The sequence below is a fragment of the Methanohalobium evestigatum Z-7303 genome (assembly GCF_000196655.1).
GTDB classification, from domain to species: domain Archaea; phylum Halobacteriota; class Methanosarcinia; order Methanosarcinales; family Methanosarcinaceae; genus Methanohalobium; species Methanohalobium evestigatum.
The window spans coordinates 915,587-930,729 of sequence record NC_014253.1 but is presented as its reverse complement, the minus strand read 5'-3'; the positions used below and the strand labels follow the sequence as shown (position 1 = coordinate 930,729).

Sequence of the window (15,143 nt, the reverse complement as noted above, 5' to 3'; positions counted from 1 at the left end):
ATACAACTCATCTACTTGGCGGTTCAAGAAATTCCGGACCAACTGGGTCGTTGACATATTCGTTCACTATTTTTTCGATTCTGTACCGTGTTTCCTTATCTACACTCCAGTTGGAGAGTAAATTAACATCATCTATATGTTCTGGTTTCCAAGCCCCCCACAATGCTACTGTGTTGGCTTTATCCAGTATCCATTGGATTGCCAGATCTATCATGGATTTATTGTGTTCATTCTGTACAAAGTTAGCCAGATTTTTCACTGCATCTAAATACTGCTCATATCTTGGCGATTTGAATTTTGGGTCGTCTTTTTTAACCGGATGTTTACTGTAATCAGTGTTATATTCAAGTGCTCCGGTAAGAATACCCTGACAGAGAGAACGATAGGTCAACAGAGTTATATTGTTTCTTATACAGTAGGGTATAACCCCTCCCTCAATTAGTCTTTCAAATATATTATAGGGTGACTGACAGGTATTAATGTCCACATACTCAGAAAAACATTTCATCTGTTCTACACTAAAATTGCTTACTCCTATCGCTTTTATCCTATCTTCTTCCCTGAGACTTTCCATAACTTCTGCTGTTTCATGAAACGGTTGAACCGGGTCTGGCCAATGTATCTGATAAATATCAATATAATCAGTTCCCAGTCTTTGAAGCGATCCTTCTATATCTTTGAGTATAAATTCTGGACTACTGTTCCTTACAGCCCCTCTACCTGTTTTTTCCAGACCTGTCTTGCTTGCAATTACAACATCATCCCTATCATAATTCCTCAAGGCTTTGCCAACAATTTGCTCAGCACGACCATTTCCGTAAACCGGTGACGTATCGATAAGGTTAACCCCATGTTCAAAAGCTGTATGTATTGCCTGTAAACCATAACTTTCATCATGGTAACCTGTTGGCTGGCTACCAAATCCAATTCTGGAGCTTTTGATTTTTGTTCCGGGGATTTTTAAATAATCCATATTCATGCTCCAGGAGCGTCGCCCCAGATTTTGGCATATCTATTTTCTTTATCTTTAAATTCTTTAAGCTTTTCAACGTCAGGGACTACTTTATAGAGATTTCCTCTACCTTGCTTTTCTCCGTGAAGGTCTGTAAAATACAAACCATCAGGACCAAAAGCCAGTCCGCAGGTGCTTGCAGGTCCTTCGCCCTTATAGACTACAAAATCATCATAGGATTTGACTGCTGTACCTTCATCATTTAGCTGCAATTTGGCGATTCTTTTACCTTTTACACCAGTGCCCTCACGATAAGACTCCCCGAACAAAGCCACAAATAAATGGTCATGGTATAGAGGAGGAAATTGTCCATCCTGCATAAAATCCAGAGCTGTCGGAGCCTGAGTATAGTGCCACCAGAATATGGTATTTTTCCGCATGGTATTGGGCCAGCCATAATTTTCGTATGGTTTTACTCTGACTATCCGGTCATCCTGGTCAGGACCATTTCCGGCTATGTAAAGATGCTGGTCACTTTTTCTCCATGCAGCTCCAAATGGATTTCTGAAACCTTTTGCATATACAGGGTTTTCTGAAATCGGATTGTCCCATGGAATAGTACCATCATGGTTTAAACGTACAACTTTACCTCTAAAATCATTTTCATCCTGTGATTTATACCATGCTCCACCATCACCAAAATTAACATAGATTTTATTATCAAAACCTATTGAAACTGCCTGTATCTGATGTGCTCTTCTGGTGGAAGGAATGTCGTCCAGTACAATTTTCTGGTCTTTCATTGAAAGCCCATTATCACTTCTGGTTCTGACCAGTTTTGATTTTACCTCACCTTTTTCTTCATAAATCATGCTCAGATAAAGGTCTCCGGATTCAGGTTCAACACATATTCCTGTAAGCCCAGATTCACCATTCCCAGGGAACTGATGGCTCGGTTCATAATTTAACAAATTTTTTGCATATGTATAAACGGAATAATCATTTGTTACTACTTTAACCTGACCATATAATTCTGTTATATACAAAAGAGGACTTTTGGGATTATCTCCATGTTTTGGTACAAATGCTATATTTACCGGTAAATCAAGACCTGTAACCAAATGTTTTATTCTAAATCCTGGAAATATCCACCAGTTATTTGTATAATCGCTATTATCCAATATTTTCCCCCACGTTCCATATTAAAATTATAATTCCAGATTAATAGCTTTTACCATTTTTTAGATTAAATAGTAAAAATAAAAAGACCTAATCGTAACTTATAAACCATTTATTGACATAGTTTTGATTGATTTAATACAATATTTACGTCTTTTATAGTCAGTAACATAACTTTCGTTGTATAAATTTATCCACAATAAACTCCTTTATCCAACCTTTTGCAAAACTGATATTTGCTGATAATTGCATGAACGCTTCATAAATCAGCTGTTTCATGTGATCTGTATCGATGGCGAAGAATCCGGATATTACTCTCCTGATACTTTTCCATATAAACTCGATAGGATTTAGTTCTGGAGAGTATGGAGGCAGATATACCAGTTCGATACCGTTATTGGCTGCGCATTCAACAACAGTTTTTGCATGATGCGATCTGAAGTTATCAAGGATTATGACAATCCTTTTATCAGGATTGTTTTTCCTGATATTCATCAGGAACTCACATACATCCTCTTTCTTTGAATGTGGGCTGAACTCGATTACAGATTTGCCGTTTAGCGCATAGAACCCTAAAGTGTTTACTTTAATCCAAGTATTCCTGTATATCTGGGGTTTGTTGAATGACCAGAATCTCAGGGTATTAGCATTATTCTGTGGAGAAGTTTCATCGAGGAATCCGATAATGGTGTTCTCATCCAATTCAGGAATGTTTTTTTAAAATTTCGTCGGCATCATCAGGTTTTCGGTAGTCGTGTGGATAAGGCTTAGCGTATTTCATACCAAATTCTTTGAGAATCCTTCGTATCTGCATAAGACAATATTCCACACCGAACTCATTGATTATGAGTTCTCTAACCTGATTTGTAGTCCAACCATTCCTGGATTTAAGTATCTGTTTAAGCTGGTCTTTCTGCTGCTGTGTGAGTTTTGGTGGTCTTCCTCCGGTGTATCGCGGAATCAATCCCTCATATCCAGATTCATTCCATCTCTTCTGCCATCGATGACCTACTGGACTCGAGATCCCCACTCGTTCAGAAGAAATTATTACGCTGTTACCCTCATAGCGGTACTTGATAAAATATAATCTCGTCAGTACCCTTGCGTATTTCTCGTGTCTTATAAGGTATAAAAGTTCATCGTATGTAATATGCTTTTGAATGGGTATTTGTTCAGGTTTTGTCATAATAAGATATATGATGTAATAGTTCATATATTATGTGTTAGACTATAATATAAAGGACAATTATCCTTAAACAGTGTTAATATTTCGGCAATAACTTCTAATGAAGTCTTTAAAACACAACTTCAAAATTTATACTGGCTGGAATATCAATTTTCAAGGATATCAAGTTTTGTTTCAAGAATAGAATACCTTGACGAAAATAAAAAAGATGAAACATATGGACTTTATCAGGCATCATAGACTACTTTACCCATAATTGAAAAATGGTTGGACTTTCTTGAGTTTGGCATTCCAGAATATATTAATGAATGGGGCCACAGAAAAGATATAAACAAGTACTCTGAAATTCCAAATGACGTTTATAAAAAGATTAATGATTTGATGGATGAAGGTTTCTCTGAAGATAAAATCATTGATAAAATGGATAAAGAAACAAACTTAGAACCAGAATTTATCAGATTTATAATCAAACAAAAATACCAGTAAAGTTATATACTATATGTTATATAGATACAATTTGAGTGTGGAACTTTTATTTACTTGATAAAGATTTACCTGCCCGACCGTGACAACCCCAAATCACACTGATCGGACAGATATCTTTAGACTACTTTAAACCACATCTCCCGATGGTTGAACCCCACTCAACCATAAAATCCGCTCGTCCACTGCTTTCAGACAGATGTAGAGTTTTCCCTCATCCTCTACGTCTGCTGTCTATCCCTTACTATGGAATTATAAATATTTATAATAAACGATGCTTTTATTTTTTAAGTGTTAAATATTATAAAGGCATTAAAATTTTCAACGCTGTTATTTTATAACTAAATTCTAAAGAAAATAATGCCTTCACGAAAAGGAACAATGTACCAACTTTTAAATAACTTACTTTCTATATTATTAATTGAACTATAGAGATATCCAAGAAGGGATTATTATTGAAACATCTGGTTATAAGAGAATTAATCTCATAAATACATCTGAAATTGACTCTATAAGGATACCTGTCTGGTATTTGAGAGATAACAGAATATTACTCCCTGAAAGAACTCATTTACTTCATGAAACAAGTGACTCTTTTTTGCTACTTGATTCCTTTAATAACAGCACCTGGATACCGAAAGATGTTGTAGAGGTAGTACTTGAATTTTAATAAAAACCTTAATATATTATATATATTAATTGTAGTTTAATTAAAAAGTATAGGATATATGTAATATACCCTTTATTTTATTAGGGGAGGGGATGATAATTGCAAAAACTACAGATTACATTATGGTGTTGATTGAAAAGACACCTAAATATGAATTACGTTTTAGGATAAACAAAGATTATCTGGAACAAAACAACATTGAATTCAATCATATATCCAAGGTCCTTAATGAAATCAATGATGAATATTTGATGCTGGACTCATATCGACAGGGTGTTTGGATACCAAAATGGGTAGTCGAATCTGAAAAAGTGATGATTAATAATGATTTAGATGCAGACGATGATACACTCAAATAATTAATCAATTATCTGATTTAACGATATCATATTAACGTGCTCTTTATCCTAAAAATTATAGCGGTATAGAGGTAGGTATAACCTACCTCCCACGGAGTTATCCAATTTGTTCAATCTATTGGACAACCATGACAATTCCATCTACTTATTTAAGTTTTAATATCTATACAAATAAGGTCAAAATTCCTTAGGAGTATGTCAGAGAACCAAAATTAAAATATTGATTCAATCACACCTTTGATAATATCAAAATTATTGATATAGAACTACAGATTATTCTATATATCTTGTTAGTGTATATACATTTTGTCAGATAGGAAATAGACTTTGTTTAAAAATTACTGGGCCGTTCCAACGGATCAGCCTGTCTGACAACTTTCAATTCAATAAAATAATCTTCTAAGCAAATGTGCCAAGTGTAATGAGTATTAATTACGAAGATGGGGCAACAGGGGTACGTGAAAGCCAACGGTATCTAACCGTTGGATGAAACAACCCCGTTGGTTATTGATTTATTAACCATAATTATTTTATTCTATCAGCCCGTATCTTTTAACAGAGGCGATGATATTTGATACTAACTTATAAAATCAAACATAATCGGGATTTCTCTGAAGAACTTGCAAAAGCTAAGCAAGTAGCCGAATATGGTGTCAAATATCGTACCCGTTCATCTAAAGATGTCAAGCATATCGGATTGAATTCGGCTATTTCAAACCAGATTCTCAAGAAATATGCTAAAGACAAATCCGCTAAAAAGGTAACCAGTGTTAAACTGACAATACCTAACCAGAGTGTAAAGTTAAACAGGAATGAGAGAAAAATAAGGATAACTCCTCTTAAACTTGATTTGAGGTATTATTTTCCTGATGATTTTGAAAAAATCAACCAGATTGAAATCGGTGAGAAATACGTTTATGTGTCGGTGACCGTGCCTGAGAAAGAACAAATCGAACCGGAGGATTATCTGGGTGTCGATTTGAATACAACCGGACATATAGCTGTGATGTCTAACCCGAAGACCGGTAAAATCTGGAAACTGGGTAAAAAAGCACAGCATATACATCTGAAATATAAAAACGACCGTAGGAAACTACAGGTCAAAGGGAAATACAAGAAGGTTAAACAGGTCAATGACAGAGAGTCAAGGATTGTCAGGGATCTGAACCATAAAATCAGTTCCAGGATAGTGGATACCGCTGCTGCCAATAACTGTGGTATCAGGATGGAGAACCTGAAAGGTATAAGGGATTCCGCGAAATGTAAAAAATCGTTCAAATACTCCCTGCACAGCTGGTCGTTCTATCAACTACAATTTATGTTGGAATACAAAGCCAGGCTGCTTGGAGTCAAAATTGAATTTGTAGAACCCGAATATACTTCGCAGGACTGCAGTAGATGTGGTTATCTGGGTATTAGAAATGGAGATTCATTCAAGTGTCCTCATTGTGGACACGTTGATCATGCGGACGCAAACGCGGCGTTCAATATAGCTATGCGCTCCGGTGATCAATGCGGTGCAGACAGAGATGCATCGTACGGGAGTACTGGCGCCCCGCAAGTGGCAACGGTGTGACGCCCACCGACCACAGAACCCCACGGATTTATCCGTGGATGTACGTCAGTGAAACAGAAACTAAATATTTAGTGCAAACTAGTGGAATACATCCTTTTATAAGTTTATGCTCCTATTAAAAGTAGAGGATTGGTTTTCTACAAATCCCATAATAGGAGAATCAACATGAAAATAACTGTTTTTAATGGTAGTCCCAAAGGGAAAAAAAGTAATACCCATCGAATTGTTAATCCTTTACTTGAAGGGGCCATACAAGCGGGTGCTCAGACAGAAGAGATATTTTTGGCAGAGTATAATATCAATCATTGTTATGGTTGTTTCAGTTGCTGGACTAAAACTCCCGGAAAATGTGTGATTAATGACGACATGTCCAATCTCATAAATCTTTTTTTTGAATCGGATTATGTAGGAATGGCTACTCCTGTCTATGGATTGTTCATGACCTCAATACTAAAGAAATTCAATGAAAGACTGCTACCTACCGCAACTCCACATATTCACAAAAATGAAGATGGAAGCTGTTATCATGAGGAAAGAATGCATTATCCCCGTTTTTTTATGATTGCAAATGCAGGATTCCCCGGAGAACATAATTTTGACTTATTCAAAGCATATATGGCTTCTCAGAACCCCGTACTTGAAGTCTACCAAAACAGTGGGGGAGTATTAGAGGAAGAGGATTGGCCTGATGAGAATGTCAAAAAAAGAATCAACGAATTTTATGATGCGCTACGAAAGGCCGGTAAAGAAATGGTCACCAACGGTCAGGTTTCGGAAAATATCATTAAAACTATTCATGCCGAACTGATTAGTGACGATGAGTTTATGGCAGGCGTTAATCAGCACTGGGATGAAGAAATCGCAAAAGGTGTATAATAAGCAAATAAGAGGAAATGCCAGTTTCAACCTATGGATTATGGTTCTGATAGGTTTTCTACAGAATCCTATTTTGACTATTTTTAAAAAATACGATAATTTATAAAACATGGATATGTATACATATACAATCACCCATGTTAATTATAAGGGGGAGTGAAAAAAATTGTCTATAAGTCTTGAAACAGTACTAAATCGTGGTTTTATAACCTGGACGAAAAATTTGAAAATCTCGTTACCTTTCATACTGTCTACTATCATAATAGGTATTGCGTGGGTAGCCTATGCTGTCATAATAGCAGTATCTATGATTCCTGCTCTTTCACAGACCTCTCAACTATCATTTGGTCCTCAGATGAATCAGGAAGAATTTATGGAATTATTATCGATGATTAGTCCCTACATTGTACCGCTTGTTATAAGTTTAATAATAATGTGGATTATCACGTTGTTGATACAAGCATTTTTCACCACCGGTGCAATTGGAATGTCTAAAGATGCTGCTATAAACGGCAGAACAAGTTTTGAAGAGATGATAAATTCTGGTAAAAAACATTTTTTCAATTATTTCCTGTTGCAGATAATTTATTATTTGATTACCTTGGCAGGAGTAGTTTTTGTCCTACCTGGTATTTTGCAGATAAATAATTTTACTGACCCCGAATCAATACTTCCAGCATTACCTGCACTATTAGTAGGTATTGGATTATGGATAATTTATAGTATTATAGTCACACTAGTACTTTCGCTAACATATTATGCGCTTGTTGTAGATACCTTGGGTCCTGTGAATGCTCTAAAAACCGGTTACAGATTCTTTTTCAATAATAAAGGTTCTGTAGTTGTATTGTGGTTGGTTATTATTGCAATTGTTGTTGCACTTAATGTCATGGGAGGAATTTTCACACCATTTGAAACACTTTCAGTATTATGGAGCTTCATAAGCACTATTATAAGTGTTGTTGTAGTACCTGCAGTAATTACGATATGGTGGACAATCCTTTACATGGGGAACACTGGATGGGAAATCCATGATTCAGAATCAGGTGATACCTTAGATGAGTGAACAGAAATATACTGAATAACTCATCATTTCTTTTTTTTAAAAATCAAATTAAAAAAGTGGGAAGATTAAACTCATTAAATCAATCTCGTTCAAATTTCAATTATAATAACTGGAACTATGCCTAATATGAAATAAAAAAGTTGATAACTACATTATACTTATCCTTCATTAGATTGCTGATTACAAGGATTTTCTTGATGTATTGTCTAAACAGGCCTTGCAATTGAAAAAGTTTGTTTGGTGCTATATCCGTTTCAGTGATGAACCAGATAACTGGGATAATTATGACACAGCCTAAAGGATGAAAGAGGATTTATTAAAAAGGAAAAAGTTCTTACAGTAGGCCTTGATGATATAGAAGATAAAAAGGTACAACATTGGATATTATTAATTTATTTTCTTACATGGCTTGACCATAACCCCTCCTCCTGATTTTATAGTCTTAAGAGTTACTTTATGGTCAAAGCCTATCAAAGCACATTGATATTTTCATCGTTACATGAAACATTGAAAAATTGGCTTAAGTCAACTACTCTTACCTTTTGGAAGGCGAATCCTGCTTCATAGGTTGAATAGCTCCAAGTAAATGAGAGAAAATGGCATATATCTACATCTGAACTAAGAAAACTTTTATTACCTTTGATTTCAGAGTTTGTATATATTATGATGGGGGTACTATATGGAAAAAATGACCACATTGATCAAGGTTATTGTGGTAGTGACCTTTTTGACAATGTTAATTGTAAATGTGTTGGCCAATATTCTGCCAATCAATGAAGTAACCACTGGACAAGTTTCGGATTCTTTTCCTAATCTCTTTGCTCCCGCAGGGCTGACCTTCTCAATATGGGGGCTTATATACCTATTGCTTGCAGGATATACACTTTACCATATTGGACTTTTTCGAGGCGACACAAAAATATTCAAAACTGAACTATTCAATAAGATTGGAATATTATTCTCGGTTTCTTCCATTGCCAATGCAGCTTGGGTTTTCTCATGGCATTATTATAAAATCCCATTATCCATGCTGTTAATTGTTGTAATACTTGTTTGCTTGATACTGATAAATAAATTGACAATTAATAAAAGATTCTCTGCAAAAGAGTATTTTTTCATTAGGCTTCCATTCAGTATATATTTTGGGTGGATTACGATAGCGACCATTGCTAACGCAACAGTACTTTTAGTAAGCATCGGATGGGAGGGGTTCGGTTTGTCTGAGGTTACTTGGACTGTTGTAATACTTGCTGTCGGGTTTACCATTGCAACCGTGACAATGATTAAAAATAGAGATGTAGCTTACGGACTTGTTATTATTTGGGCATATGCAGGAATTTTGCTAAGGCACATATCATCTGAAGGCTTTGATACCCAATATCCTACGGTCATCGCTACAGCAGTAACCAGTATTATCTTATTGCTTTTTGCTGAAGCATATATTTTGACCTCAAAAAAGAAAGAAATAGTGTATAATAGATGATTTGCAATAAGCGATAGAACAAAGGTTCATGACAAAGTATTTACAGTAAAATCAAATCCTGTAAAATCACAGTACCCAAGTTGTGTTATCCAATATATGATAAAGAAAGATGTGCTCTGTAGAAATCCTCAATTTTCTGATAAATAATAATTGGATTCTTTATTTTTTTAAGCTCAATGATGCCGATTTATATAATTTTTCTACAAAGCCTTAATGCTGAATATTTAATAAACCGAAATTCAGCAAGTATATAATAAAAATTTTTGTATTATTTGAAGGTTAAGGTTCATTGGAGTTAATTCCTTCTGAAGCCCCTTGATCTTTAGCCAGGTAATAGTTTACAACTCGATTGCAGTTTATATTTTTGAATTGTTCATTAATCCAGCGTACAGATTAAGTATATATACTATCCTATCTATTTGAGTAAAATGATAAGTATAGGATGAAGTGGAAGTATTAGCAATAATTGGAAGCCCTAGAGGAAAAAGCAATACGTACAAAGCTGTCAGGCTTGTAGAGAAAGAGATGAAAAACTTTGGTGATGTCAACTTAGAATATATCCTCTTAAATGAAATAGACCTAAAGACCTGTAAGGGATGTTTCAATTGTCTTCGCATAGGGGAGGAAAGGTGTCCATTGAAAGATGCACAGATAGAAATAGAAGAGAAAATGATATCATCTGATGGCATTATATTTGCATCTCCTACATATGTTATGAACGTATCATGGCTTTTTAAAAATTTCCTGGACCGGTTCGCTTATATCTGTCATAGGCCCAGGTTGTTTAACCAATCTGCTTTGGTTTTAACAACTGTTGGAAGCTATGGAGCAAAAACCACATTAGAATATATGGCTAATGCTGTAACAACATGGGGATGCAGGTCGATAATAAAACTTCCACTAACAGTACCACCTGTTGGAGGTAAGGAAGAAATTGTGGATCAGGATATAGAAACTCTTGAGAAAACTTCAAAACAGTTTTACAATGACCTGGTCAATAAAGATATCCTTTCACCGAAATTTTCCAGCTTGGTCCAATTCAGGTTACAAAAAGCAATTTTTACAGAGGCTGGAGCAAAAATAGATTTTCCTAAAGATTACGAATATTACACAACAAAAATTTCCAGCAACTATTATGTGAATGCAAATGTAAACCCTATTAAGAATGCAGTTGCTTGGATTGTAGAAAAATTTCTGATGAGAAAAATTAGTAGTTAATTTTAAAGATAGCACTTAAAAATTCACTCCAAATCCGCCTCTTCAAAAATGAATAGGTCTTCTATAGAGCATTCAAAAAACCTTGACAGTTTGAAGGCCAGCTGTATACTGGGGTCGTATTTACCTCGTTCTATAGCATTGATTGTCTGCCTTGTCACACCCATTTCTTTTGCCAAGTATTCTTGAGTGATGTCTTTCTTTGCTCTCCAAACTTTCAGATTGTTCTTCATTTTGATTCCTCTTCAGAACTCACATCTGCCTCTTGTACCAGTAATAAAACCCGACATATGTTAGCATTGTAACAGCAAACAGAAGTGATACCACAGGTTGTGCCTGAATATTTGATTCAGTGACACCGATGCCGGCCAACAGTACACCTTCCAGGATAATTATAATGGTCAAAGCTTTATGACTGGCTTTCTCAGCGATACGATAATCTCTTTCATCTTCTATAACTCCTCTCTTCTTTCTTATTTGGAGACTGCGCAAGATTATTGCAATCATTGCGACACCCGCACCTATAAACGCTCCCCCAGCTCCAACAGAACTTGCAATCCATGCGGGTTCAAAAACATAGAACCCAATACCTATCAGAGATAATACAATACCTATAATTAACATACCCATTTCTTTAGTTTGCAATTATATCACCATGTAAACTATACTTTACTTTAAGTATATATAACTTTCCATAATGACAACTAAAACTTACATAAGATCACTGTATAAAGCAAAAAATGGTTATAAGAAATATGCTTTAAAGTTCAATAGATTTTGTCACTTATGTGCAAGCCCATTATCCCGATAACAACAACTAAAAGAGACACCATTTTCAATAGGTTCATTGGTTCTTTAAACCAGAAAATTCCTATAATTGTAATTAATGCAGTACCAAAACCTGCCCAGATTGCATAAGCTACACTGACATCTATTTTTTTGAGAGCAAAGGTTACAAATGTAAAACTTATAGCATAAAATACGAAAATCAAAATTGAAGGGATTGTTCTTGCAAACCCTTCTGATAATTTCATGCATGTAGTTCCAAACACTTCAAATATAATCCCTAACAAAAGCATTATATAACTCATATCTAAAATGTCTCCATTAATTCGGTTTTGTTCAAAAAGTTAGTTTTCAATAATGTATTGTTTGATATATTTAGTTTATATCTTTTAGATAAAAAACAGTGGAAAGTATCAACCACCTCTCCCTAACTGAAGCGAATACTTCAGTTTGACAGGCTGTCCGATAATTCGATACTATAAATTTATTTTATCTACAAGGCAAATAAATATAAATGATTGGTTAATTTATTTAATGGTGGCATTTATCCAATCATCAAAAAACATACATATCTGCTGTCATATGATATAAGAGAAATTATTAGAACTAATCATATCGCTACCTGACAAGTCCTTTTGTAGAAGATGTATCCATTAATACTAATTGTCGTACAGCCTGTTCATTCGTAAGAAAGCAGTCAATGAACTGGATAACTATGATTTCTCTATGGATACTAATAATCTTGTTTTTTAGTTCACAGATTTGTGGTAATGTACGGTATTCTATGAATGAAAACAATCAGAGAAAATCAATTATAGAAGAATGTCAGCAAAAAAGGATTGAACATGTACCCTGTCACACGTGAAATGGTAGTTACTAGAATATTGCATGCAATCGGGGTAAACAAGAAGTTTATACAAACTGCAAGAAATGTTTGCTTGAAAACTAAACCATATTCATCTATGTATGTATTTGAAAAATCTAAAGTAGATATAAAAAATAAATTGATAGAATCACGAAAAAAGTATCTTCAGGGAGAATTCGAAAAATCTGTAGAGCTTTTTGCGTATGCAGCATGCCATATTTGCAATGGTATGAATACGGTTTATAATTACTATCCACAAAATGATGAGGGTTACATTCTAGAATATTTAAACAATTTAGATGATTTTTCTCGCAAGATTTTCATTTTCTCTCCACATGAGAACGGTTACATCTTGGAGTACTTAAACAGCATTCATTCATTAGAGCAGGACGCTGGATACGCAATATTTGTAGCTGCAATAAAAGATGAATCATTTTTAGTGGAGGGAGAAATAGATATAGATAAAGTAGTATCTGCAATGGAAACTCGTAGACATGTAGATGTAGAATCTAACCGATTTGGCGCAGAATTATTTGAAGGGTATTTACATGTTGCCCAAGACCCTGCAGACGACCTTTTCATGGCTTATTATTATATATATAATTTGGCAAGGAGCGTTTTTGCAAATATCAACTTGCCTGAACCTGTTAAAACCAACCTCCATAGTGGATATAAGATGAAAATCTACGGTTTTCGAGATATAATATTTACCACTTTAACATTAGGATTAGCCGGTTATGGTGGATATCTTGTAATTAACCATTATTCTGTTGCACCTTTCATCGTATGGGGGATATGCATAGCTTTAATCATTTCATATGTTAAATTTAAAAGTAATGTTGAGAAGAGAAATGAATTATATGTTGTAGCAGGTCCAGATAAAAATTATAAAATCACAACAAGGATTGATAAAGCTTGGTATAAGCTTTTTGAGGCTGATCGATAAGGTGTGTTAGACGTGTATGAAAATATGGAAATAGACCCCTATGAAGTTCTTGGTGTTACTGATGATGCATCACATGAAGAAATAAAAAGAGCCTACAGAAAACAGATTTTATTTTGGCACCCTGATAAAAATAGTACTCAAGAAGCTATTAATAAGGCTCAGAATGTAAATAAAGCTTTTGAAGTTCTTGGAGATGAAAAAAAACGTGAAATATACGATATGGAAATGAGTCTAGGAAAATATAGAGATAATAAAGCATCTTATGACCGGGCTAAAAAACCATCAAGTGCTCGTAAAAATAGCAGAAGAACAGTATACAGATACTCTTATTCTCCAAAGAGGAAAAATACATTCTCTCGACATTATAATGCTTCTAAAAAGGCAAAAACTAATAATAAAACACCTTGGATTTGGGTTAAATGGATTGCATTATTAATAGTTTTGATTATTTCTTACTCTTTCATCACAAGTGATATTCTATTTTATAGTTTTTTATTAATTTGTAGTTGATTGGATTTGTAGAAATTACATTTAAAGATATTGTAGATTTAAATGAACATTCGAATATCAAGCATATCTACAAAGTCACATAATCAGTAATTTCTCAATTGAAAAACAGATGGACGAAGATTGGGCTACATGAGGGTGTCCGAAAAATAAAAAAAACGTTCTAATATCATAGGATAATTTCTTACATATTCTATCATTGTTAATTTTGGTTGCAGGACTTATTATCCTCTTTACTCTCCAGTTCAAAAAATTTTCTTGCCCTGCAACTAAAATTAATTTTATGTTTAGAAATTAAGTATTAAAAAATAGTAAAAGGGAAAAATTGAAACGTGGATATTTGTTGGGAGTATAGAAAAGGGGATAGAAACCAATAACAAAGTTATTGGTTGAAACTAAATAATGGATATGGAGGCAAGCTAATGTGGGGGTAACCATATGGGAGTTACACAATCACCTATAGGTTGTTCTATTACTTCGCAAAATATCCATTGATTTAGATATACTAAACTTACGTTGTGAAACGATATATATACATAGGAAAATTAGATGCTGAAATCAATTAAGAAACATTTAACCATAAAGTGGGAAATTTCCCTGTGTAAACAGGGGGATGAAAGTGTCTAATGAATATAGATGGATGGCGACCATAGAACCCTAAGGATTTATCCGTTGGAGTACGTCAGCAGTTGAGATATTTCCGATTTTAGTGGGTCCTCTATGGAATCATGTGGTTCTGACACGTCAACACCAGAATCCACTGCATCTGCCGGTAAACTCGTGCAGATGAAAAATATCGATATTGAAAGAGTTATAATCAAAAGTTTTCGTTTATCCAATTTTATCTCCTAAATTTTATTTTTAAATAGGATTACAGATGGTAAAAATGTTTGTATCGGTTCTTAAAAGGTAATTATTTTTCCAAAAACAAATGGAAAAATTTAGTAATTTTTTGTGCAGAAGGACTTTTTAGGCAAAGCCTAGTGAACCATAA

General features: G+C 34.5%; 18 protein-coding genes. 12 read left to right on the top strand and 6 right to left on the bottom strand.

The window, feature by feature from the left end; all coding sequences use genetic code 11:
- Positions 1 to 7 precede the first annotated feature (7 nt).
- The 3 genes from METEV_RS04800 to METEV_RS11990 form a co-directional block, all read right to left on the bottom strand.
- The gene (locus tag METEV_RS04800; RefSeq protein WP_013194429.1) at positions 8 to 973 is read right to left on the bottom strand and encodes an aldo/keto reductase; all 966 of its coding nucleotides are present in this window, start codon (positions 971 to 973) and stop codon (positions 8 to 10) included.
- A gap of 2 nt (positions 974 to 975) precedes the next feature.
- Positions 976 to 2,133 carry a PQQ-dependent sugar dehydrogenase gene (locus tag METEV_RS04795; RefSeq protein ID WP_013194428.1) on the bottom strand — a complete coding sequence of 386 codons (1,158 nt, stop codon included), beginning with the start codon at positions 2,131 to 2,133 and terminating at the stop codon, positions 976 to 978.
- Positions 2,134 to 2,293: 160 nt separating this feature from the next.
- Positions 2,294 to 3,317 (bottom strand): IS630 family transposase gene (locus tag METEV_RS11990; protein ID WP_394296168.1). Its coding sequence is split into 2 segments (ribosomal slippage): positions 2,294 to 2,848 and positions 2,850 to 3,317, totalling 1,023 coding nucleotides; the frame shifts between segments, so codons are not numbered across the junction.
- A 267-nt stretch (positions 3,318 to 3,584) separates the two neighbouring features.
- Between METEV_RS11990 and METEV_RS04780 the strand changes: the two genes are divergently transcribed.
- The 9 genes from METEV_RS04780 (at position 3,585) to METEV_RS04745 (ending at position 11,048) form a co-directional block, all read left to right on the top strand.
- A complete protein-coding gene (locus tag METEV_RS04780; protein WP_049890977.1) occupies positions 3,585 to 3,803 on the top strand; it encodes a DUF1699 family protein in 219 nt (72 codons plus the stop codon).
- A 418-nt stretch (positions 3,804 to 4,221) separates the two neighbouring features.
- Positions 4,222 to 4,470, top strand: coding sequence for a hypothetical protein (locus tag METEV_RS04775; RefSeq protein WP_013194426.1), 249 nt, complete (start codon positions 4,222 to 4,224; stop codon positions 4,468 to 4,470).
- A 92-nt stretch (positions 4,471 to 4,562) separates the two neighbouring features.
- The gene (locus METEV_RS04770) at positions 4,563 to 4,829 is read left to right on the top strand and encodes a hypothetical protein (protein ID WP_013194425.1); all 267 of its coding nucleotides are present in this window, start codon (positions 4,563 to 4,565) and stop codon (positions 4,827 to 4,829) included.
- 571 nt (positions 4,830 to 5,400) lie between these two features.
- Positions 5,401 to 6,405 carry an RNA-guided endonuclease InsQ/TnpB family protein gene (locus METEV_RS04765; RefSeq protein ID WP_013194424.1) on the top strand — a complete coding sequence of 335 codons (1,005 nt, stop codon included), beginning with the start codon at positions 5,401 to 5,403 and terminating at the stop codon, positions 6,403 to 6,405.
- A 165-nt stretch (positions 6,406 to 6,570) separates the two neighbouring features.
- The gene (locus METEV_RS04760; protein WP_013194423.1) at positions 6,571 to 7,281 is read left to right on the top strand and encodes a flavodoxin family protein; all 711 of its coding nucleotides are present in this window, start codon (positions 6,571 to 6,573) and stop codon (positions 7,279 to 7,281) included.
- A 223-nt stretch (positions 7,282 to 7,504) separates the two neighbouring features.
- The gene (locus METEV_RS04755) at positions 7,505 to 8,347 is read left to right on the top strand and encodes a DUF7847 domain-containing protein (protein WP_232216883.1); all 843 of its coding nucleotides are present in this window, start codon (positions 7,505 to 7,507) and stop codon (positions 8,345 to 8,347) included.
- Positions 8,348 to 8,519: 172 nt separating this feature from the next.
- Entirely contained in the window at positions 8,520 to 8,645 is a 126-nt protein-coding gene (locus tag METEV_RS12965) for a UPF0228 family protein (protein ID WP_157197370.1), read from the top strand.
- 381 nt (positions 8,646 to 9,026) lie between these two features.
- Positions 9,027 to 9,830 (top strand): hypothetical protein, encoded by an 804-nt coding sequence (locus METEV_RS04750; RefSeq protein ID WP_013194421.1) that lies wholly within the window; start codon positions 9,027 to 9,029, stop codon positions 9,828 to 9,830.
- Positions 9,831 to 10,277: 447 nt separating this feature from the next.
- Positions 10,278 to 11,048 carry a flavodoxin family protein gene (locus tag METEV_RS04745; protein ID WP_013194420.1) on the top strand — a complete coding sequence of 257 codons (771 nt, stop codon included), beginning with the start codon at positions 10,278 to 10,280 and terminating at the stop codon, positions 11,046 to 11,048.
- A gap of 23 nt (positions 11,049 to 11,071) precedes the next feature.
- Here the strand turns inward: METEV_RS04745 and METEV_RS04740 are convergent, their stop codons facing one another.
- From METEV_RS04740 to METEV_RS04730, 3 genes are all read right to left on the bottom strand, one after another.
- Positions 11,072 to 11,278 (bottom strand): helix-turn-helix transcriptional regulator, encoded by a 207-nt coding sequence (locus METEV_RS04740; RefSeq protein ID WP_013194419.1) that lies wholly within the window; start codon positions 11,276 to 11,278, stop codon positions 11,072 to 11,074.
- Between the two features lie 19 nt (positions 11,279 to 11,297).
- Positions 11,298 to 11,690: a DUF2178 domain-containing protein gene (locus METEV_RS04735; RefSeq protein WP_157197284.1), complete on the bottom strand. Its 393-nt coding sequence runs from the start codon at positions 11,688 to 11,690 to the stop codon at positions 11,298 to 11,300.
- Between the two features lie 122 nt (positions 11,691 to 11,812).
- Positions 11,813 to 12,136, bottom strand: a complete 324-nt coding sequence (locus tag METEV_RS04730) for a DMT family transporter (protein WP_013194417.1) — start codon at positions 12,134 to 12,136, stop codon at positions 11,813 to 11,815.
- A 540-nt stretch (positions 12,137 to 12,676) separates the two neighbouring features.
- On the opposite strand from METEV_RS04730, the gene METEV_RS04725 reads away from it, so the two are divergent.
- From METEV_RS04725 to METEV_RS12845, 3 genes are all read left to right on the top strand, one after another.
- Entirely contained in the window at positions 12,677 to 13,642 is a 966-nt protein-coding gene (locus METEV_RS04725; protein WP_013194416.1) for a hypothetical protein, read from the top strand.
- A 12-nt stretch (positions 13,643 to 13,654) separates the two neighbouring features.
- The gene (locus tag METEV_RS04720) at positions 13,655 to 14,152 is read left to right on the top strand and encodes a J domain-containing protein (protein WP_049890975.1); all 498 of its coding nucleotides are present in this window, start codon (positions 13,655 to 13,657) and stop codon (positions 14,150 to 14,152) included.
- Between the two features lie 717 nt (positions 14,153 to 14,869).
- The gene (locus tag METEV_RS12845) at positions 14,870 to 15,001 is read left to right on the top strand and encodes a hypothetical protein (protein WP_269634944.1); all 132 of its coding nucleotides are present in this window, start codon (positions 14,870 to 14,872) and stop codon (positions 14,999 to 15,001) included.
- Positions 15,002 to 15,143: the final 142 nt, after the last annotated feature.

Coding starts and splice junctions, on each gene's coding strand:
- METEV_RS04770 (WP_013194425.1), top strand. CDS start 4,563: ATGATAATTGCAAAAACTACAGATTACATTATGGTGTTGATTGAAAAG.
- METEV_RS04760 (WP_013194423.1), top strand. CDS start 6,571: ATGAAAATAACTGTTTTTAATGGTAGTCCCAAAGGGAAAAAAAGTAAT.
- METEV_RS04725 (WP_013194416.1), top strand. CDS start 12,677: ATGTACCCTGTCACACGTGAAATGGTAGTTACTAGAATATTGCATGCA.
- METEV_RS04740 (WP_013194419.1), bottom strand. CDS start 11,278: ATGAAGAACAATCTGAAAGTTTGGAGAGCAAAGAAAGACATCACTCAA.
- METEV_RS04750 (WP_013194421.1), top strand. CDS start 9,027: ATGGAAAAAATGACCACATTGATCAAGGTTATTGTGGTAGTGACCTTT.
- METEV_RS12845 (WP_269634944.1), top strand. CDS start 14,870: ATGGAATCATGTGGTTCTGACACGTCAACACCAGAATCCACTGCATCT.
- METEV_RS04730 (WP_013194417.1), bottom strand. CDS start 12,136: ATGAGTTATATAATGCTTTTGTTAGGGATTATATTTGAAGTGTTTGGA.
- METEV_RS04800 (WP_013194429.1), bottom strand. CDS start 973: ATGGATTATTTAAAAATCCCCGGAACAAAAATCAAAAGCTCCAGAATT.